Source organism: Prevotella sp. E13-17 (assembly GCF_022024035.1).
Lineage (GTDB): Bacteria > Bacteroidota > Bacteroidia > Bacteroidales > Bacteroidaceae > Prevotella.
On the sequence record NZ_CP091787.1, the window covers coordinates 1,855,659 to 1,876,210 of the forward strand.

Here is a 20,552-nt window from a genome sequence, read left to right on the forward strand (position 1 = left end):
AGTTGACAAAGTAGCAAAACAATAAGATTGGAGTTACAAGACTAAACGAATCACAGCCCAATTTAGTCGAACCTTTATTCTCAGACTAAAAGGATACGCATTCATCTAGCCCCTGGAATAGCTAAATCTAGCCCCTGGAAAAGATGAATCCAGACCCTGGAAAAGGTAAATCTAGCCCCTGCAACAACTTGTTTTAGAGCCTAGATTGAAAACAATAGTTATACTTTTAGACTGCAAAACCTACATTATTAGCAAATAATAGTAAAGAAATTAGTGTGCAGTTTCTATCGTAATCCATGGTCATTCATATAATAAAATAGGTGTTGTGAAAATATATACTGCAGCCAAAATGCGATAGCACTAAAAAATATATTTCCGACATAACGCTTATTATGAAAGATTAAAGATAGAGAACAAAAATAAAAAATAACTTGAAATATTACTCAATACGGATTTTATTTCGTAACTTTGCATCGCAAAACAGCAAATTCTTTATAACGTAATAAAATAATGGCTTAAAAGATGAAGCTTATCATCCTTACAAGAGCCACGTTTTTCGTGGAAGAAGACAAGATTCTGACAAGTCTTTTCGAGGAAGGCATGGAGAATCTACACCTATACAAGCCCGGTTCAGAACCAATTTATTCTGAAAGGCTCCTTACCCTTCTCTCTGAAGACTATTATAAAAAAATAACTGTTCACGACCATTTTTACCTGAAGGAAGAATATGGTCTGCACGGCATACATCTTGACGCGGCAGACATTGAAAAGCCAGAAGGATACAAAGGACACATAAGTTGTACTTGTCATTGCATTGACGAACTTCATGATTCCAAGAAGCGCAACGACTATGTATTCCTAAAGACCATCTTCGATAGTAATAGTAATCCCGATGACAAACAGACACTAGACATGGAGAGTCTGAGAAATGCATCGAAGAAAGGATTGATTGATAAACATGTTTACGCTATGGGTGGTATCTGTTTAGACAACATTAAGGAGATGAAAGATCTTGGATTTGGAGGTGTTGTTATTTGTGGTGATATCTGGAACAAATTTAGTATTCACCATGGTCAAGACTTCAAAGAGCTTATCACCCATTTCCAAAAATTACAAAAGGCAGTAAGTTAATTTTCGATTATACAACAAAAAAATGAGCACACAAAACTCCTACATGGTATTCTCAGGTACAGCAACCAAGTACCTGGCTGAAAAAATCTGTCAAAGTTTGGGTTGTCCTTTAGGAAAAATGCAGATGACAAAGTTCTCTGATGGAGAATTCGCTGTTTCTTACGAAGAATCAATTCGTGGTCGCGATGTCTTTCTGGTACAGAGCACATTTCCTACTAGCGACAACCTCATGGAACTGTTGCTGATGATTGACGCAGCAAAACGTGCATCTGCCCGCACAATCAATGCTGTCATTCCTTATTTTGGATGGGCACGTCAGGACAGAAAAGACAAACCACGCGTTTCGATTGGCGCAAAACTCGTAGCCGATCTTCTTAGCACCGCAGGAGTTACCCGTGTTATCACTATGGATTTGCACGCAGATCAGATTCAGGGTTTCTTCAATGTCCCCGTTGATCATCTCTATGCTTCTGGCGTTATTCTTCCCTATTTGCAAAGTTTAAAGCTGAAAGAACTTGTTATCGCATCTCCAGATGTTGGTGGTTCAAAGCGAGCAAACACATACGCTAAATATCTTGGTTGTCCACTTGTTCTCTGCAACAAGACACGCGCAAGAGCCAACGTAGTAGAATCAATGCAGATTATTGGCGAGGTGGAAGGCAAGAACGTAGTAATCATTGACGACATGGTTGATACCGCAGGTACCATTACGAAGGCTGCAGACCTGATGATGGCTGCTGGTGCAAACAGTGTAAGAGCATGTGCTTCTCACTGCGTTATGAGTGGTCCTGCCAGCGAAAGAGTACAGGAGTCTGCTCTTGAGGAGATCGTATTTACCGATTCAATACCTTACACCCAGCGTTGTGCAAAGGTTAAGCAGATTTCTGTAGCCGACATGTTTGCGGAAACCATTCGTCGTGTGATTGCCAACGAGAGCATCAGCGATCAGTATCTAGTATAATGTTATTGTATGAAAAATTATAAAACACTAATTGGGCTAACTAGTTTAGCCCTTTTCTTTTCAGCTTGCCAATCAAACAGCTATAAGATTGAAGGTACTGCCGAAGGTTTTTCCGAAGGCGACACGTTGCTTATTGTTGATGCCTTTGGCAATCCTACCGACACGCTGACCATCAGTGATGGCAAATTCGAATACGAGGGAGAAGTAGATTCAGCAGCCCTTTATTTATTGGGAGCACCTGCATCTATGAACTCAGTATCGTTCATCAAAGAACCAGGAACTATCAAGATTCACTTCTCTGCTGATGGAAATTCCAAAGTTTCAGGAACCAAAGCCAATGATGGTTTACAGCTTTTTGAGGACATCAACACGGAATATGCAAAGAAAGCAGAGCAGTTGATGATGTCGGCAAAGCCCGATGAGATGACAGAAGAACAGCAAGCGGCCATCTTTCAGCAGTACAAGAATCTTCAAAAAGAGATGCTTGACAAGATACTTGAGCTTGCGTCAAACAACATCGACAACGAGTTTGGCTACTACCTAGTTGTAAATATTCCCATCAACGAAGAAGCGCTTACCCCAGAGAAGGCTTCCGAACTGATAGAGAAAATGCCGGAGAAGTTTAAGAAGCGTCAGCTGATAAAAGAGCTAAAAAACCGTATTACTGCCTATCAGGATTTAGCTGTCGGTAAACAAATTAAAGATTTTACACTATCCACTCCCGATGGAACGCAGCTAAGCGTCATGAGCGAGATTTGCAAAAACAAGATTACCATTCTTGACTTTTGGGCATCATGGTGCAACCCCTGCCGCAGAGAGATGCCAAACCTTGTGAAACTCTACAAGGATTATCAGCCTAAAGGATTAGGAATTATAGGTATTTCTCTCGATGACGATGCCAATGAGTGGAAAAAAGCTATCAAAAGCTTGGGACTCACATGGCCACAGATATCCGATTTGAAAGGATGGCAATCTGAACCTGCAAAACAATTCCAAGTGAAAGCAATTCCCTTCACAATGGTACTAGACAACAAGGGTCGGATTTTGGCCAAAGAGTTAAGGGGCGAAGAGTTGGAAAACTATATCAAGCAGCAACTCGACTAATGAATAAAAACGGCGAACTCAATACTAAAGAGTTCGCCGTTAAATTATGTAATATCATATTCTATTAAACCAACTTGTTATCCTTTGGGAACACAACCGTAGGTTTAAAGGTTTTTGCCTCTTCAAAATCCATCAATGCATACGAGATAATGATAACCGTATCACCTACTTGAACTTTTCGCGCAGCAGCACCATTCAGACATATACAACCACTACCGCGCTCACCTTTAATGATATAAGTCTCAAAGCGTTCACCGTTGTTGTTATCAACAATCTGTACTTTCTCACCTGCAATCATATTGGCAGCATCGAGCAAATCTTCGTCAATAGTGATGCTTCCCATGTAGTTCAAGTTTGCTTCAGTCACCTGAGCACAATGTATCTTAGACTTCAATACTTCTATCATCATGATTCTTTGTATTTTATATGATCGATAAGACGAATGGGAGTCTTGCCGCAATATACAGTAATACAGCCCACAACATAATCAGAAGAATCCCAGTCTGCAAGGTCCTGAAGCGTATTACCATCTACAATTGAGAAGTATTCCACATCAAGTCCGTCAACAGCATTGATTTTGTCAACAACAAAATCATGGGTCTCCTTCAACGAATGTTTTTTACTATACTCAACACTGTCCTTCAAAACCTCATATATTTTAGGAGCAATGGCGCGTTCTTCCGGTTTCAACAATGTGTTTCTGCTGGAGCGAGCCAATCCGTCCTCGTCTCTTACGATGGGACATTCCACGATTTGAACCTTCAGGTCTAAATGTCTGACCATTGCTTTCACAACAGCAATCTGCTGCCAATCTTTCTCTCCGAAATACGCACGATCAGGGCGAACGATATAGAACAAGCGACTAACCACCTGACAGACACCATTAAAATGGCCAGGACGATGAGCGCCCTCCATAACCGTAGAAACAGGAGGATATTCAAACTGACGCGTATCGGGAGTTGGATACATGTCCTCCACTTCGGGAGCAAACACATAATCGGCCTTACATTTCTCTAACAATTCGCAGTCAGCTTTTAAATCCCTCGGATAATTCTTAAGGTCATTTTTATCGTTAAACTGAGTAGGATTTACAAATACTGATACTACTGTTACATCGTTATCCTTAACACTATGACGCACAAGCGATGCATGTCCCTCATGCAATGCTCCCATCGTGGGAACCAATCCGACAGAGTGTCCCTGCTTCCTCACTTCAAAAAGTTCGTTTTGCAGGTCAACAATTTTACTAAAAACTTTCATCAATATTGTATATCATTAATCACCAAATATCATACCTTGGTGCAAATTGCGGTGCAAAGTAACAACAATTTTTGCAAATATGGAAAAAAAAGACTAAAAATTAGCCTTTAAAATGTCACTTTTTCATAAAATAAGACCTTTTGATGCTTCTTTTAAGATTTTTTTTCGTACCTTTGCATGGAAATAATCAAATAGTAATGACAAAGAAAAAGATTCTATTTATCAACCAGGAGATTGCTCCTTACGTTCCTGATACGAACTTATCGCTCATGGGACGTGCTCTTCCTCAAGCTATGCAAGAGAAGAATCATGAAATCCGTACGTTCATGCCTAAGTGGGGAAACATCAATGAGCGCAGAGGGCAGCTTCATGAAGTAATCAGACTCTCTGGTATGAATCTAATTATTGACGATACCGACCATCCCCTAATTATTAAGGTTGCGAGCATTCAGTCAAGTCGTGTCCAAGTATATTTCATCGATAACGATGATTATTTCTCTAAGCGTCAGATGGTTACAGACGAACTCGGAGAAGACTATCCTGACAATGGAGAACGCGCTATCTTCTTTGCAAGAGGCGTGCTTGAAACCGTCAAGAAGCTGCGCTGGGTACCAGATATCATCCATTGTCAAGGATGGATGAGTGCAGTAGTGCCTCTATACGTTAAAACAGCCTACCACGATGAACCATCTTTTGCCAATACAAAAATTGTCACTTCGCTGTTTACCAAAGGTTTGAAGAACGATTTGGGCACCAAATTTAAGAAATGTCTGGAATTCAGAGAGGCAAAAGCAGAACTTTTAGCTGGCTACAAAGATAATTTCGATTTCATTGAATTAGGCAAGTTAGCTATTGACTATAGCGATGGTGTCATTCAGGCAAGCGAAGATGCCAATGCTCAACTCATCAAATACACTAAGAAAAAGGAAATTCCATTGTTGCCTTTCACGGAAGATTTTGCTGACGCATACGAAAGCTTCTATGATCAAATCTATCCTGATCCGGCAGAATAACAATTAGGTTTAACATCATATATATTAATGATGAATATTTATAAGTACATGGCTTGCGCTGCGCTTGTGGCAATAGCCATTTCTTCATGTGACGAAAGTACAGTAACACTTGGCAGTTCGCTGACCGACGAGAACGATCATCTGTCTATTGTTGATTCCGCATTTCATGCTACATCACGTACATATATTGCAGATTCAGTTCTCTCACTGAGTAACTCATTCTATCTTGGAAAAGTGAAAGACCCCGAAACTGGAGCTGAGGTTAAAAGTGAATTTACAACGCAATTTCACTTGTTAGAACACACATACATCTCTCCAGAGGCAAAAATTGTAGGCAGAGATAACGGACGAGCTGCTGCCGACTCATGCGAACTTTTGATATATATCGAGTCCGCCTACAACGAAAACGACAGTTTGACCGCACTAAAAATGCGTGTTCGCGAACTTGCAAAGCCTATGGAAGAAGGTGTGAAGTACTACTCAAACTATGATCCAGTGAGCCACGGACAAATCTTGACCAATGGATTAAATAAGAGCAAGGTCTTCACATATAAAAATCTGATGGATGAAGATAGTGTTCGTGATGCATCAACCTACTTGAATCACATTCGTATTACGCTAAATGAGCCATATACGAAGAATGACGTGACATATAATAACTATGGCACATACTTGATGCGTAATTACTATGACCATCCCGAATACTTTAAGAACTCATACACGTTCATCCATAACCTTTGTCCTGGTTTCTTCTTTGAGATGACCGATGGTGTGGGCTTCCACTCTCAGATTTCAAATATAGGATTAAGAATACACTATCGCATTGATGCTGATACTGCTGTGACCAATGGAATTTTGACACTTGCCGGAACTAAAGAAGTTCTTCAAACCAGCCATATTACAAACAATAAAAATGTTATCAAAAAGCTGGCAGAAGAAGACACGCACACATACTTAAAGTCACCCGCAGGACTCTTTACCGAGGTTGAACTACCAGTAAGTGAGATAAAAAAAGACCATCAGAACGACTCACTTTTAGCAGCTAAGATTGTATTCCAGCGTTTGAACAACCTGTCGTCAGACAGTCGCCAGTTGGGAATACCTCAAACAATTATAATGATCCAAAAAGATAGTCTTATATCTTACTTTGAGAACAACAACGTTCCTGACGGCAAAACATCATACTACACGACATTCGCATCAACCACAAACACCTATTCATTCACGAATATTTCAAATCTGATAACTTATTTGTGGCAAGTTAGAACAGATGGTGTTGCGAAAGATGCTGCCTGGGAAATTAAACATCCAAATTGGAACAAGGTGTTGCTGATACCCGTAAAAGTCAAATCTTCAAACTCATCCTCTACCCTAACGCGCGTTGAACACGACATGTCGCTATCAAGCATTCGCTTAGTAGGTGGTGAAAATAATCCAAACGACCCAATTACCATTAATGTGGTTTACGGTAAGTTTAAATAAACAGTAAGATGGCAGACGGATATTTAGAGAAACATCAGCAGGACTACGAAGCACGCAAAGAAGCTTTTTTAAGAAAGAAAAAGCACTTGCCCAAACTCATAAAGAGACCTATAAGGCCTGACGATGAAGCACTATAAGAAATAAAGCGCCGCTATTCCTTGTGAAAAGCGACGCTTTACTCATAGTAAAGTAATAGAATACAAAGACCAAACGACATGACAACCAATGACATTTTAGAACTACGCAAAGCTGGAAACGTCGAAGATGCTTATGAAGCTGCCAGAAAACTATATGCTACCATTAAGGACTACGAGAGTTCATCGGTTATGTTTCTCACCGCCACCGACATTCTCAAGCGCAGAGTGGACGAAGGTAGAAACGACGAAGCAAACAGAATCTTCTTGGCTTTGAAAAGACTTATAAGCAATACACCTGGTCAGAACGAATGGATGCAAACTACTATTAAGAGATGTAAAACATGGATTCAACAGGCCAACAACAGGGATGCGAATATCAAACCTGTTCCAGAGCACATAAAGCTTGGAAAATGGGGAGAAGAATTGGCTGCAGCTTACCTAAGAGAGAAAGGGTATGCCATACTTGAACGAGACTGGCACGACTGTCATAAAGACATCGATATTGTGGCACAACAGAAGGATCGTATCGTCTTCGTAGAAGTCAAGACAAGGCGAAATAGAGACTTTATCGAACCAGAGTTAGCCGTCAACTACAACAAGCAAAAGAATCTGAGAATGGCTATCAACCACTATGTGAAATCGCATCGCGTCAATGGTCCATGGAGATTTGATGTCATCACAATTGTGAAACGACCAGGAGAAATAATGCCAGACATTAATCACACAGAAGATTGGAGCCTGATATAAAAGAAAATGCCGTTGGGACTTTAAAACCCAACGGCACGATTATTAGTTATCTTTTCTAATACTTAGAAGAACAAATAGCGGTTATCTTCAACATTAGCCTTCTCGTAAAGATCCTGCAAAAGCATCTGAACATTAGGCATGCCCTGCTGACGCAGCTGAATCTGCATCTGTTTCTCATCAAACTTAGCACCATCACGCTGCTTTCTGTCGATTACTTGGAACATGTAAGCACCAGCCTTACCCTTAACAACTCGACTAATCTTACCTTTCTCAGTAGCGACTACAGCACCATTCAATGCAGGCTCACTTGCAGTAGTAGATGGAACAAACACTGGACTGCTGAAAGTAATGAAACGAACAGTGTCAACACGAGCATTCTGCTTCCGAGCATCAGCAATGCTCTTCACGCCTTCAAACTTCTTGGCCAAGAGATCGAATTTCTTATCGTTTATAACCTCTTGTTTAAGCATATCCTTGACTGTCTCGAAATCTGCATAACCCTTTTCGTGAATCTTGTCAAGAGCAACAACAAGCATGTAGTCATTATCACCACAACGATCGTAAAGCTGAGAAATAGCTCCTGGCTTAGCATCAAACACCCACTTAAGCGCGTCGTGTGTGCCACAAATACCAGCAATGGTGTGAACGGCATTTGTTACATTTGCACGAGACATCACATTATAACCATTTTTAGCTGCATTTTCCTCCATTGCCTCAATGGATGTGTTCTCGCTAATAAACTGACTGAATTTATTGAATGCTTCGTTATACGTTTCATTAGAGAAATTAATGTCGCGTTTTACTATGGCAACATTATACTTGTCAACAATGGCACGACGATCTGTAACTTCGAAAACAATGTTGCCCTGAGATATCTTCAGGCTCTTAAGCTCACCACGCTGCATTGAAAGAAGTGCCTCTACATAGTTTTTTGTATCAGCGTCGATAGTAGGAGCAGACTGATAGTTTGCTGATGTAAACCAGCTCTTAGTACCAGGCTGATTATAACGAGATGCAATAGAATCGAACTGAGCTCCACCACGAAGTGCTTTCAGTACGCTGTCAGCCGATGCCTCGCTGGCAAGGAAAATAGAACGAACCTCAATTGAGTCAGGCTGCTGTACTTTAGATATATACTTAACGACATTGAAGGTATTGTCACTTGTGGTCTCGAATGGCTGAGATACCTGTCCAACACTCATAGAATCGAGGTGAGCAGCGATATCGCCGGGCAACGCTTGACGGGTTACAGGAAGGCCATTGTAAGAAATCTTAGACTGGGCACGGCGAACAATCTCTGAAGCATTAATGCTGTCTGACTTGAAATCAGCAACGCAACCCTTCATGATGTCGATCAACTGTTTACGATCACCCTCTGAAGCCTTGACATGAACTGGAATGTACTTAATGTCACGAGTTTCTACATCTTGACGGAACATTTCCTTCTTCTCATTGTATTTTGCCTTAAGATCGGCATCTGATACAGTGACTTCATTATCGTTAACTGAGTTGTAAGGCAAAGCTGCTAGCAAAATGCTGCTCTCTTGTGTTTGGTTCTCGAATGCAGCCTTAGCAGCTACAGGGTTAGACATAACACAACCAGCAAGAAGACTCTGATACTTAGACTGCAAAAGTTGCTGGCGAAGTTGCTTCTCTACATATTTCCAATAACGATCAAATGTAGCGTACTGCTCCTGATAACGAGCATCCTGTGCTGCCAACTGCTTCAGCTGTTCATACTGAGTAGTGACGATGCTATAGTCAAACTGACGAGTCTGCTGATTAAAGAACTGTGGGCTAAGAGGCAATTGATAGAGAATAGGGTTGGTTCCCTCACGAAGAATATTTGCAACTTCCTCGTCCGTAACCATCAGTCCCAACTTGTCTGCCTCAGCTTCAATCAGCTTACTGGTAACGTAATTCTGCCAAACCATATCTCTAACGTTGTTCATCTGGTCTTCATTCAGATCATCATAACCTTGCATCTTGAGAACTTCTTGATACTCATCAACAAGAGCTTGATAGTCTTGATAATAGACCTTCTCGCCCATTACTTTACCAATTGTCTGACTGTTTGTAGCTGTAATAGTACGCAAAGCTTCGCCTGCATACTCCAAAATGAAGAACAAGAGCACAATTCCCAGCACAACTACCAGGAAAGTTCCCCAGCTTCTAATTTTTCCAATTGCTGCCATTTTTGTTTTTATTTTTTTATTATTTAATTTTTAGTTATTCGAACTAACACATTACTCGGATTCCCCGATTCAGCCGACAAAATTACTAAATTTACTTGAAACAACGGCATGTTTTTACGAAAAATTACTACTCTCGTTTACTTTAAGACGAACAAGTTCAATTTTTGTAGCTGTATTTTTGATAATTTTAAAATCATAAGGAGGAATAGAGACAACTTCATTAAGTTTAGGGAAACTTTGATACTCGTGTAGAATCAACCCCCCAATAGTCATATAGTCATCACTTTCGGGAAGTTCTAAACCAAACATTTCATTAACTTTTCCTATCTCAAGTCTTGCAGAAAGAAGATACTCTCCATTATCAAGTTGCTTGGAAACATAATGCGTAGAATCATGCTCATCTTCAATTTCGCCAAATATTTCCTCTACAATATCTTCTAAAGCGACAAGTCCACTTGTTCCACCAAACTCATCTACGACGACACCTAAAGATTTCTTTTGCGCTAGAAAAGTCTGCATCATCTTACTTGCAGGCATAGTTTCCGGAACAAATGTCATCGTACGAATATTCTGAGTCCAGTCTTGGGGATTTCGGAACATTTCAGACGAATGTATATATCCAACAATATGATCTATATCGTCATGATAAACAACAATCTTTGAATGACCACTTTCAATAAACTTCTGTTTCAGTTCATCAATGCTACAGGTATCTTCGACCGCATCTATCTCGGTACGAGGAATCATGCAATCACGCACTTTAGTGTCAGTAAAATCAAGTGCATTCTGGAATATCTTTACTTCTTCATCGATGTCATTCACATTGGTAGCATTGTCAATACTTGACTGAACAAGATAATCCAAATCGACTTTGGTAAACTCTTTATCATCAACCTCTTTCTGCACATGCACACCTAGCACACGAAGCAGCACTCTTGACAAAAAAGTGGCAAAACGAGATATGGGCCAAAGTAATACATAGCAAATCCACGCCGGAACGGCAAAAAAGGTTAGCAGTCCATTGGGATTGGACTTAAAGATACTTTTTGGGAGAAATTCACCTGTAAACAAGACTACCATTGTTGAAAGCAAAGTGTCGCACGTCACACGTACACCATCACTAAAACTTTCAAAAAGTGTGGCATCGAATATGCGAGCAAAAAGGATGCCGTAAATAACTAAAGCGATATTATTTCCAACAAGCATCGTGGAAATAAAATTATTGGGATATCTATAGAAAAGGGATAAAGCTCGCTGAGAAAGGCCATTTTTCTCTCGATCCATCTCGGCACGCAAGCGATTACTTGAGACAAAAGCAATTTCCATGCCTGAAAAAAAGGCGGAGAAGATCATTGTCACAAACAATCCAATAAAATCTGCTGTTGAAACCATTAACATGATGATTCGGTTATTTTGTTGCTGCATGTTTAACCACAGCAGGTCGAACAAATATGGTATCTGCCGAACTAGTACTATCTTGCTGAGTAGAAATATCAGAAGATGCACCACTCATATCTGAAGCGAGGAATGAGCCTTTCGAATTTGTAACCATATAGTGACTCATGCTTTCGTCACTTCGGAAATAAGAGCCTTCTATTGTACGATCAGGAGTAATCAATCGGGAAAATTCTGTAGAATAGAACTCATGACGGAGACCATCCCAGTATAGTTCTTCTGAAGAATAAACAACTCCATTGACGTTGCGAATATTTACCCTTCCTCGTAGTTTCCAAAGCTTCTGCTGATCGTAGTACCATGCTGTGTCAGCCTGAATATAAGCCTGAACATGTAACAATTCATCAAACTGTTCAAAAAAAATGCCTTTCATGAATTCCCAACGGGAAGGATTTTTCACGGTATTCACATCCCAACGCTCGGTGACAATGCGATATTTGATAACACCAGAATCACTAATAAGCGTATTGACGCCATAAGATGTCATCATCGATGCAGAATCTTGAGGGTTAACTGCATCAGCTACATGTTCATGCGCCTGACTACATGACATAATCATCATAAGGGTAAACGCAATGCTCACCCGCAAAAAGAAATGTATGATGAATTTTATTGTTTTCAACAAGCTATGGTTTTTTAATCTATTCTCCACTTCATGAACCAACGCTCATTGAACGTAAGACCAATATTTATTCGGAATGTATTTTCAGTAATCAGGTCTTTTGCAGACGAATGTGCCCACTGAGCACTAATGTTCAAAAGCGAACGATTGTTATATGCATTTTGCAATGGGATACCGAAACCAGCACTTACACTGATTTCCTTTGGGCCATCTGCCCCATTTATTATATAATATGGTGTAGCAATTCCTGCACCAAACCGATAATGTACACGATTTAGAAAACGGCGACTCGTCGGTTGTGGAACGAAATCTGCACCAACATTCACTTTATAACGATCCTTCAACAAATCGCTACGGAGTATATAATCATTGATATTGCCATCAAAATATGGATATTTTACACTGCCCCACTTCTGCAAGCTGAAATCTGCAGCCACTAACCATCTATTAGAATGATTCCATGCCAAGCCAAGGCTATAAGTCATAGGAATTTCCAAACCGTCATTCACCGTAAAGAGCGTAGTATCAGTAACTGCTGTTTGAGAATTGATATCCAAAATCTCGCAATTTGCATCACAACCTAACTTATGACCCAGACCAACAGTTGCGCCAATAGTCAATTCATCCTTTTTAGACAACCACTGCTGCCACTGGAGTCCAAACTCCAAATCATAGCTATTAATAGTACCATAATAATTCTTGGCTAACGAGTTGATAGAAGAAGTTGAACTACTAGAAACCGATCGATTATAGGTACCCCATAGATATGCCACATTGACACCTACTGACAATGATTTAAACATGCGCCATCCTGCACCAATAAAGGCTTGATGAATACCGCCTTCACCTGTGTGGGTATCTGTAATACTTTGCTGAGTGAGAGCAAGTTTTTGCTCCGAATAATAATTATATCCTATATTGGAATATGGCAGGATACCAAAACCGATACCAACCGATGGCAACAAGCGAAAACTGCCAACGGCATACTCAAAATTTGAGTTATTAGCATTAACCTTTACGTTATTTTCTTTGAAATTGGTAATTTGACCAGAAAGACCTACATCAAACATCATTGTCAAAGAGTCAACAGCTGAATATGACGCAGGATTTAATGTATTGACAATATTACCTTTACGAATGCCAAGTCCCACACCGTTCATACCACGATTAAAGCCCACAGACTGATCAGAAAGGATTCCCAATCCATACTGACTATATGGAGAGTTTGTTCCACTTTGTGCATTAGTCGTCATAACTACTGCCACCATGCAAACTACAGAAATAATACTTTTATTCATATCTCTAATATTATTCGGCGTGCAAATTTATTAAAAAAAATCGAACTAAACGCACTGAAAGTGGAAAATATAGCTTAAATTTGCATCGTGAAACAATTTATAGACTTTTTTAGAACTATTTTCCTTGTTTTTACAGGGATTATTTTCGCCTGCACAACAATTTCTGCAGACGAGAAAGAACGACTTGATAGTATTGAGATTGGACTTGTCACCTGCGCACCGCACGAAGAAATATATAGTTTATATGGACATAGCGCCATCAGAGTTCATGATTATAAGACAGGCCAAGACTTAGTATTCAACTACGGCGTTTTTAATTTTAATCAACCATTCTTCGTTCTTCGTTTTGCATTAGGTATTCCTAAATACGAACTTGGAATTATCCCATATAACCATTTTTGTAAATATTACAAAGATTGGGGAAGTCAGGTAACAGAACAAGTCCTTAACATAACCAGCGGAGAAAAGCAAAGAATCATTCAGGCATTATCTCAAAACTACCGTCCTGAAAACAGGACTTATACCTACAATGTGTTCTACGACAACTGTTCAACGCGCCCTAGAGACCTCATTGAGAAATGCATCCAAGGCGAAATTGTATATACATATAAAGACAACTACATGCCATCCTTTAGGGAAATGACTCACGAATATACGAAAGGACACCCTTGGGCCACTTTCGGCAACGATATCCTTTTAGGAGTAAAAGCTGACTTAAAAACGAATGCCCGCCAACAAGAGTTTCTCCCTTTTAACCTTCGCAATAACTTCGACCATGCGAAGATAAACAGAAATGGAGTTGTTACACCATTAGTTAAAGAACGCAGAGAACTTGTTGCACCAGGAGTTCAGGTAACAGAAGAAGGATTTTCTTATACGCCAACAGAATGCAGCCTATTTCTTCTGTGCCTTACAATCATCATTTTGGGTCTAGAATACTACAAAAGAACGATCTATATATGGTTTGATATATTATTGATGTTATTAACCGGTATAGCTGGTTGTGTACTTACTATCCTATTTTTTTCACAGCATCCAACAACAAGCACAAATCTTCAAATACTCGTACTAAACCCAATTGCTTTGGCATTTATCCCAAACTTTTTAAAAAAGAAGAAAAGCCGTTGGTTTCACATCAATGCAATATTTATCATTATATTTTTTATTGGCAGTTTTTGGCAAGACTACGCAGAAGGAATGGAAATCGTGGCACTATGTTTGCTACTAAGAATTATAAGACACTACAATGACAAATAGAAACTTCTATATTACCCTACTGGCAATCCTTGGCTTTAGCATCGAAACAATTGCGAAAAGTGAGGTTCTACACCAGAACGCACCTCGACTGGTGGTTAACATCAATATTGATCAACTACGCAATGATTACCTTGAAGCATTTATTCCTTTATATTCAGAAAAGGGATTCAAACTGATGCTTGAGAATGGAAGAATATATACCCAAGCATCCTTCCCTTTTGCCCCAATTGATATTGCGTCAGCCATGGCTTCTTTAATGACTGGTACAACACCTTATTATAATAATATAACGGGGATAAACTGGATGAATAGAAAAACACTACGTCCAGTATATTGTGTAGAAGACTCAAAGCAAGAAGGTCTTCTAACCAAGACAAAAGCATCGCCTGCAAAACTAAGTACTTCAACGATTACGGATGAACTGAAAGTTGGTACAGCTGGAAAAGCCGTTGTCTATTCCATCGCACCCACCTGCGAAGCTGCCATACTTGCAGGAGGTCATGCTGCAAATGGGGCGGTGTGGTTAGATGACACTAATGGAGTTTGGTGCTCGTCCAATTATTATTATAATTCAATACCTACTTGGATTCAAAGTTTTAATAACCTCCATGCGCCAAGCAACAATTTGCAAAACATTACATGGAAACCTATCAATGAATTGGTTGGAAATTTCAGCTATTTCATGAGTTCAGGCATACAAAAGCCATTCAAGCACAACATCAAAGGCGAACATCAATACGCAGACTATCGTACCTGTGCACTTATCAACGAAGACATCTCGAACTTGGCTATGCAATGTATGCTTAGCACAGGCATGGGTAAAGACAAGGTAACAGACATGCTTTGTCTGACGTACTATGCGGGAACATATAAGCATCAGTCCGTCACAAATTGTCAGATTGAACTCCAAGACACCTACGTTCGCCTTGACCGTGAGTTAGGAAGGCTTATAGAATTTGTCGAGGAACACTTTGGAAAAGATAATGTTCTTTTTGTAGTGACAAGTACGGGTTACAATAAAGAAGAAGATGAAAACTATGAAACATATAGAATTCCATCTGGAACATTCTACATGAACAGAGCAACGAATCTTTTAAACATGTACCTAGGAGGAATATGGGGACAAAATAAATATATAGAAGCGACATTCAGTAACCATATATACCTAAACCACAACCTCTTAGAAGTAAAAAAAATAAGTATTAATGAAGCTACAGTCAAAGCTCAAGAATTTTTGGCTATGATGTCGGGGGTGCGCAATGTTTACACATCCTTTCAACTTATCACAAGTAAAAACGAAAATATAGAGAAAACCAGAAACGCCTTCTCTGCTGATCATGGTGGCGACTTAATCATTGATGTTGCTCCAGGATGGCGCGTGCTGAATGAAGACACCAAAGAAAGCGAACTATCGAGATTATCATATATACAATTCCCCATCATATTTTACGGAACAGGCGTTCAGGCTGAGCGAATTAACAAACCTGTTAGTATTACACAAATAGCTCCTGCTATTGCACGCTGCATTCGCATCAGGGCGCCAAATGCATGCACCTCAGAACCACTTTACTAAAGAGGATAGTTTACACCCTGCTACTCTAAAAAAAAGCAAATAATAGTCTTTTCTTGCAGATTTAGCAAAAAAATGACTATCTTTGCATGCAATTTACTGTAAAAGAATAAAATAATATATCATAAACGATGAATTTTAATAAAATTTTGAGGACTTTGTTCGGTGACAAGTCTTCACGTGACATGAAACTCATCCAGCCATTCGTAGATAAAGTTTTGGCTGTTTCACCACAAGTAGAAACCTTAGACAACGATTCTTTGCGAGCAAGAACACAAGAAATCAGAAAGCAAGTTCAAGCCGCAGCCACAAAGCAAAAAGAAGAAATTGAAAAGTTAAAGAGTACAATAGAAGGAACACCTATTGATGAGCGAGCAGACATTTTTGCTCATATAGACAAGCTCGAAAAAGAAGCTCTTGAAGAATACGAAAAGGCCCTCGATGAGGTAATGCCCGAGGTCTATGCTATTGTTAAGGAGACTGCTCGTAGATTTGCTCAAAATGAAGAAACTATAGTAACGGCCAACGATTTTGACCGCGAACTTGCTGGCGATCCACGCAAAGACTTTATCACAATTGAAGGTGATAAAGCAATTTACCATAATCACTGGACTGCAGGAGGAAATGATCTTAAATGGGAAATGGTACATTACAATGTACAACTATTTGGTGGCGTTGTTCTGCATCAGGGTAAGATTGCTGAAATGGCCACAGGTGAAGGAAAAACACTTGTTGCCACTCTCCCCGTGTTCTTAAATGCGTTAACAGGAAATGGTGTTCATGTTGTGACAGTCAATGATTATCTTGCTAAACGCGACTCAGAATGGATGGGACCTCTATACATGTTCCACGGGCTCAGCGTAGATTGTATTGACAAACACCAACCAAATTCGCCCGAACGTCGTAAAGCCTATCAGGCAGACATCACATTTGGAACAAACAATGAATTTGGTTTCGATTATCTACGTGACAATATGGCGATTTCTCCAGCAGACCTTGTTCAGAGAGCACACAACTATGCAATTGTCGATGAGGTAGACTCTGTATTAATTGACGATGCACGCACACCACTTATTATCAGTGGTCCTGTTCCCAAAGGTGACGTACAGATGTTTGAAGAATATCAGCCACTTGTAGAAAAGTTAGTAGGTGTACAGCGCCAATTGGCGACACAATATTTGGCTGATGCAAAACAAAAGATTTCTGAAGGACAGAAAACAAATAACAAAGAGTTAATAGATGAAGGTTTTCTCTCTTTGTATCGTTCTCACAAATCCCTTCCTAAAAACAAGCCACTTATTAAATACCTCTCAGAAGAAGGCATTAAGGCTGGTATGATTAAAACCGAGGAGATTTACATGGAGAATAACAACCGTAAGATGCCAGAAGCGGTAGAACCTTTATACTTTGTAGTCGATGAGAAACTCAATTCATGCGACCTCACTGACAAAGGAACAGCATGGCTGGCTGCACAGGTAAACGACAAGGACCTATTTGTACTCCCAGACATTGCTGCCCAACTTTCAGAATTAGAATCAGAATCAGGATTAACAGATGAGGAGCGTTTAAATAAAAAAGATGAACTTCTAAACCACTATGCTGTTCAAAGCGAACGTGTACACACACTGCAGCAGCTTTTGAAAGCATACACTATGTTCAACAAGGACGATGAATATGTTGTAATTGATGGCGAAGTTAAGATTGTTGATGAACAGACTGGTCGTATCATGGAAGGTCGTCGTTGGAGTGACGGTCTTCATCAAGCCGTAGAAGCAAAAGAACATGTAAAAGTTGAAGCAGCTACACAAACATTTGCCACAATCACTCTTCAGAACTACTTCCGCATGTACCATAAACTTGCAGGTATGACAGGTACAGCATCAACCGAGGCTGGTGAATTTTGGGATATCTACAAGCTGGATGTCGTTGAAATTCCGACCAACAAACCTGTTGCAAGAAATGATATGGACGACCGAGTTTATAAAACTGCAAGAGAGAAATATCGTGCAGTCATTGAGGAAGTTGTCAAAATGCGTAAAGCCGGACGACCAACACTGATCGGCACTACATCGGTAGAAATTTCAGAATTGCTTTCACGCATGTTGGATATGTACACAGATCCAGAAACAGGTAAACGCGAAGGTATTCCCCATCAGGTACTGAATGCTAAACTCCACCAAAAAGAAGCGGACATTGTGGCATTGGCCGGTCAACAAGATAGCAACGGTCTGGGAGCAGTTACCATCGCCACCAACATGGCTGGTCGTGGTACGGACATCAAACTTTCACCCGAAGTTAAAGCCGCTGGTGGTTTGGCTATCATAGGAACTGAACGCCATGAAAGTCGCCGTGTTGACCGTCAGTTGCGAGGTCGTGCTGGTCGTCAGGGAGATCCTGGTTCTTCAGTATTCTATGTATCTTTAGAAGACAAACTGATGCGTCTGTTTGCCAGCGAAAGGATTGCCGCAGTAATGGATCGTCTTGGTTTCAAGGAAGGTGAGATGATTGAAAGTCCCATGATATCCAAGAGTATTGAGCGTGCTCAAAAGAAAGTGGAAGAAAATAACTTCGGTATTCGTAAGCGCCTGTTGGAATACGATGATGTGATGAACAAACAACGAACTGTTGTATATGAGAAACGTCGTCATGCATTGATGGGAGAACGAATCGGCATGGACATTTCAAACACAATATGGGATCGTGTAGTTTACATCCTTGAAAATAATGATTATGTGGGTTGTAAGGAAGAATTCCTACATCTATTTGCGATGGAAGTCCCCTTCACAGAACAACAATTCAATGACAAAAAATTGGACGATCTTGCAGAAGAGTCATTCCAAGCCGCTCTTACAAATTTCAATCGAAAAACGGAGAGAATCATTGAAGTGGCAACGCCTATCATTAAGCAAGTTTACGAGAACCAAGGACACATGTATGAACGAATCATGGTACCCATTACTGATGGTCGTCGAATTTATAACATTGCATGCAACTTGAAAGAGGCTTATGATACAGAATGTAAGTCAATTGTTAAGGAGTTCGAGAAACAGATGCTGCTACATATTATTGATGATGCATGGAAAGAGAATCTGCGCGAATTAGATGAGCTCCGTCATTCTGTACAAAATGCCAGCTACGAGCAAAAAGATCCTCTACTAATTTTCAAGTTGGAAAGCGTAAAATTGTTCGATGCCATGGTAAACAACATGAATAATCGAACAGTATCAATTCTCACCCGTGCCGCCATTCCCGAAATACAACAGAATGAAGTAAAGGAGGCTGCGCCAGAAGAGCATACGAACCGTCAGCAGTATACAGAAAACAAGCAAAGTTTACCTGAAGAGCAGATTACTGATGCGAATCAGGCTCGTGCTGCTCAATCGGATACTCGCGCTCAACATCCTAACAATCCTATTGTTAAGGATAAATTACCTGGAAGAAACGACCTCTGTCCTTGCGGTAGCGGTAAGAAGTTTAAGAACTGTCATGGAAAGGGTCTAGTATGATAAACATTTCTAACCTTAAGAAACAGTTTGGTAAAACTATAGCCTGCGATATCCCATCGTTCACCGTGAACGATGGAGATATCGTAGGTCTGGTAGGAAACAATGGTGCAGGAAAAACGACATTGTTCCGTATGATGTTAGATCTCCTAAAACCAAACGAAGGAATAATCACAATAGATAATGTCAATCCTTCTGTTTCTGAGGAATGGAAGTCTCAAACAGGTGCCTATATTGATGATAGTTTTTTAATTGACTACCTTACTCCAGACGAGTATTTTGCCTTTTTAGGGAAAATATGTGATATTAGCAGCGAGGAACTTTCATCACGACTTCAGCAATTTAAAACTTTTGCCAATGGTGAGATCTTTGGACAGAATAAGCTTATTCGTAATCTCTCTGCAGGCAACAAGCAAAAAGTTGGTATCATTGCTGCTTTAGTAAGGATGCCAAATCTTGTTATCCTTGACGAACCATTCAACTTTCTAGATCCAAGTTCTCAAAGTTCTTTGAAACATCTTTTGACAGAATACCATGCAAAGTCAAACGCGACTATACTGATAAGCAGTCACAACTTACAACATACAACAGATATTTCCACACGTATCGCCTTGATGGAAAAAGGACACATTATTCGCAATCTAAACAATGACAACGAAGAGGCGAAACAAGAACTTATCGCCTATTTTGAACAACAAATATAAGCTCAAAGGAATATTTTTTTCAAAAAAAACAAAAAAAATTTCTATATGTGACTGAAAAACAGTATCTTTGCACTCCGAATTTAGAAACAACAATATAAATACATAAATCAAGA

General features: G+C 39.9%; 17 protein-coding genes. 11 read left to right on the top strand and 6 right to left on the bottom strand.

From position 1 onward, the window contains the following. Positions 1 to 522 precede the first annotated feature (522 nt). From L6472_RS07285 to L6472_RS07295, 3 genes are read left to right on the top strand one after another with little or no spacing between them, the layout of a single operon-like run. On the top strand, positions 523 to 1,131 hold the full coding sequence (locus L6472_RS07285; protein ID WP_237803793.1) for a thiamine phosphate synthase: 609 nt from the start codon (positions 523 to 525) through the stop codon (positions 1,129 to 1,131). A gap of 22 nt (positions 1,132 to 1,153) precedes the next feature. Continuing rightward, positions 1,154 to 2,092, top strand: coding sequence for a ribose-phosphate pyrophosphokinase (locus L6472_RS07290; RefSeq protein ID WP_237803794.1), 939 nt, complete (start codon positions 1,154 to 1,156; stop codon positions 2,090 to 2,092). Positions 2,093 to 2,101: 9 nt separating this feature from the next. After that, the gene (locus L6472_RS07295; RefSeq protein ID WP_237803795.1) at positions 2,102 to 3,196 is read left to right on the top strand and encodes a TlpA disulfide reductase family protein; all 1,095 of its coding nucleotides are present in this window, start codon (positions 2,102 to 2,104) and stop codon (positions 3,194 to 3,196) included. A gap of 64 nt (positions 3,197 to 3,260) precedes the next feature. Here the strand turns inward: L6472_RS07295 and panD are convergent, their stop codons facing one another. Together panD and panC are read right to left on the bottom strand one after the other, a co-directional pair. Continuing rightward, positions 3,261 to 3,605 (bottom strand): aspartate 1-decarboxylase, encoded by a 345-nt coding sequence (gene panD / locus L6472_RS07300; RefSeq protein ID WP_237803796.1) that lies wholly within the window; start codon positions 3,603 to 3,605, stop codon positions 3,261 to 3,263. Next, positions 3,602 to 4,456: a pantoate--beta-alanine ligase gene (gene panC / locus L6472_RS07305; protein ID WP_237803798.1), complete on the bottom strand. Its 855-nt coding sequence runs from the start codon at positions 4,454 to 4,456 to the stop codon at positions 3,602 to 3,604. The genes panD and panC overlap by 4 nt, the downstream gene beginning before the upstream one ends. A 197-nt stretch (positions 4,457 to 4,653) precedes the next feature. On the opposite strand from panC, the gene L6472_RS07310 reads away from it, so the two are divergent. The 4 genes from L6472_RS07310 to L6472_RS07325 all read left to right on the top strand — a co-directional run bounded on the left by L6472_RS07310 (position 4,654) and on the right by L6472_RS07325 (position 7,835). Next, positions 4,654 to 5,469, top strand: a complete 816-nt coding sequence (locus L6472_RS07310; RefSeq protein ID WP_237803799.1) for a glycogen/starch synthase — start codon at positions 4,654 to 4,656, stop codon at positions 5,467 to 5,469. Between the two features lie 48 nt (positions 5,470 to 5,517). Further along, positions 5,518 to 6,951 (top strand): DUF4270 domain-containing protein, encoded by a 1,434-nt coding sequence (locus tag L6472_RS07315; RefSeq protein ID WP_237803800.1) that lies wholly within the window; start codon positions 5,518 to 5,520, stop codon positions 6,949 to 6,951. Positions 6,952 to 6,959: 8 nt separating this feature from the next. Continuing rightward, on the top strand, positions 6,960 to 7,088 hold the full coding sequence (locus L6472_RS07320; RefSeq protein ID WP_237803801.1) for a dehydrogenase: 129 nt from the start codon (positions 6,960 to 6,962) through the stop codon (positions 7,086 to 7,088). A gap of 78 nt (positions 7,089 to 7,166) precedes the next feature. Continuing rightward, a complete protein-coding gene (locus tag L6472_RS07325) occupies positions 7,167 to 7,835 on the top strand; it encodes a YraN family protein (RefSeq protein ID WP_237803802.1) in 669 nt (222 codons plus the stop codon). 62 nt (positions 7,836 to 7,897) lie between these two features. On the opposite strand, the gene L6472_RS07330 is transcribed toward L6472_RS07325, so the two are convergent. From L6472_RS07330 to L6472_RS07345, 4 genes are all read right to left on the bottom strand, one after another. Beyond that, entirely contained in the window at positions 7,898 to 10,030 is a 2,133-nt protein-coding gene (locus L6472_RS07330; RefSeq protein WP_237803803.1) for a peptidylprolyl isomerase, read from the bottom strand. Between the two features lie 114 nt (positions 10,031 to 10,144). Continuing rightward, on the bottom strand, positions 10,145 to 11,383 hold the full coding sequence (locus L6472_RS07335) for a hemolysin family protein (RefSeq protein WP_237807994.1): 1,239 nt from the start codon (positions 11,381 to 11,383) through the stop codon (positions 10,145 to 10,147). A gap of 55 nt (positions 11,384 to 11,438) precedes the next feature. Next, positions 11,439 to 12,107, bottom strand: coding sequence for an LPS export ABC transporter periplasmic protein LptC (gene lptC, locus L6472_RS07340; RefSeq protein ID WP_370640830.1), 669 nt, complete (start codon positions 12,105 to 12,107; stop codon positions 11,439 to 11,441). A gap of 14 nt (positions 12,108 to 12,121) precedes the next feature. After that, on the bottom strand, positions 12,122 to 13,405 hold the full coding sequence (locus L6472_RS07345; RefSeq protein ID WP_237803804.1) for a hypothetical protein: 1,284 nt from the start codon (positions 13,403 to 13,405) through the stop codon (positions 12,122 to 12,124). Between the two features lie 87 nt (positions 13,406 to 13,492). On the opposite strand from L6472_RS07345, the gene L6472_RS07350 reads away from it, so the two are divergent. From L6472_RS07350 to L6472_RS07365, 4 genes are all read left to right on the top strand, one after another. Next, positions 13,493 to 14,662: a DUF4105 domain-containing protein gene (locus L6472_RS07350; protein ID WP_237803806.1), complete on the top strand. Its 1,170-nt coding sequence runs from the start codon at positions 13,493 to 13,495 to the stop codon at positions 14,660 to 14,662. Then, on the top strand, positions 14,652 to 16,235 hold the full coding sequence (locus L6472_RS07355) for an alkaline phosphatase family protein (protein ID WP_237803807.1): 1,584 nt from the start codon (positions 14,652 to 14,654) through the stop codon (positions 16,233 to 16,235). The genes L6472_RS07350 and L6472_RS07355 overlap by 11 nt, the downstream gene beginning before the upstream one ends. 128 nt (positions 16,236 to 16,363) lie before the next feature. Continuing rightward, the gene (gene secA / locus L6472_RS07360; protein ID WP_237803808.1) at positions 16,364 to 19,738 is read left to right on the top strand and encodes a preprotein translocase subunit SecA; all 3,375 of its coding nucleotides are present in this window, start codon (positions 16,364 to 16,366) and stop codon (positions 19,736 to 19,738) included. Continuing rightward, the gene (locus tag L6472_RS07365; protein ID WP_237803809.1) at positions 19,735 to 20,439 is read left to right on the top strand and encodes an ABC transporter ATP-binding protein; all 705 of its coding nucleotides are present in this window, start codon (positions 19,735 to 19,737) and stop codon (positions 20,437 to 20,439) included. The genes secA and L6472_RS07365 overlap by 4 nt, the downstream gene beginning before the upstream one ends. The last annotated feature ends 113 nt before the right edge of the window (positions 20,440 to 20,552 follow it).

Coding starts and splice junctions, on each gene's coding strand:
- L6472_RS07285 (WP_237803793.1), top strand. CDS start 523: ATGAAGCTTATCATCCTTACAAGAGCCACGTTTTTCGTGGAAGAAGAC.
- L6472_RS07290 (WP_237803794.1), top strand. CDS start 1,154: ATGAGCACACAAAACTCCTACATGGTATTCTCAGGTACAGCAACCAAG.
- L6472_RS07295 (WP_237803795.1), top strand. CDS start 2,102: ATGAAAAATTATAAAACACTAATTGGGCTAACTAGTTTAGCCCTTTTC.
- panD (WP_237803796.1), bottom strand. CDS start 3,605: ATGATGATAGAAGTATTGAAGTCTAAGATACATTGTGCTCAGGTGACT.
- panC (WP_237803798.1), bottom strand. CDS start 4,456: ATGAAAGTTTTTAGTAAAATTGTTGACCTGCAAAACGAACTTTTTGAA.
- L6472_RS07310 (WP_237803799.1), top strand. CDS start 4,654: ATGACAAAGAAAAAGATTCTATTTATCAACCAGGAGATTGCTCCTTAC.
- L6472_RS07315 (WP_237803800.1), top strand. CDS start 5,518: ATGGCTTGCGCTGCGCTTGTGGCAATAGCCATTTCTTCATGTGACGAA.
- L6472_RS07320 (WP_237803801.1), top strand. CDS start 6,960: ATGGCAGACGGATATTTAGAGAAACATCAGCAGGACTACGAAGCACGC.
- L6472_RS07325 (WP_237803802.1), top strand. CDS start 7,167: ATGACAACCAATGACATTTTAGAACTACGCAAAGCTGGAAACGTCGAA.
- L6472_RS07330 (WP_237803803.1), bottom strand. CDS start 10,030: ATGGCAGCAATTGGAAAAATTAGAAGCTGGGGAACTTTCCTGGTAGTT.
- L6472_RS07335 (WP_237807994.1), bottom strand. CDS start 11,383: ATGATCTTCTCCGCCTTTTTTTCAGGCATGGAAATTGCTTTTGTCTCA.
- L6472_RS07345 (WP_237803804.1), bottom strand. CDS start 13,405: ATGAATAAAAGTATTATTTCTGTAGTTTGCATGGTGGCAGTAGTTATG.
- L6472_RS07355 (WP_237803807.1), top strand. CDS start 14,652: ATGACAAATAGAAACTTCTATATTACCCTACTGGCAATCCTTGGCTTT.
- secA (WP_237803808.1), top strand. CDS start 16,364: ATGAATTTTAATAAAATTTTGAGGACTTTGTTCGGTGACAAGTCTTCA.
- L6472_RS07365 (WP_237803809.1), top strand. CDS start 19,735: ATGATAAACATTTCTAACCTTAAGAAACAGTTTGGTAAAACTATAGCC.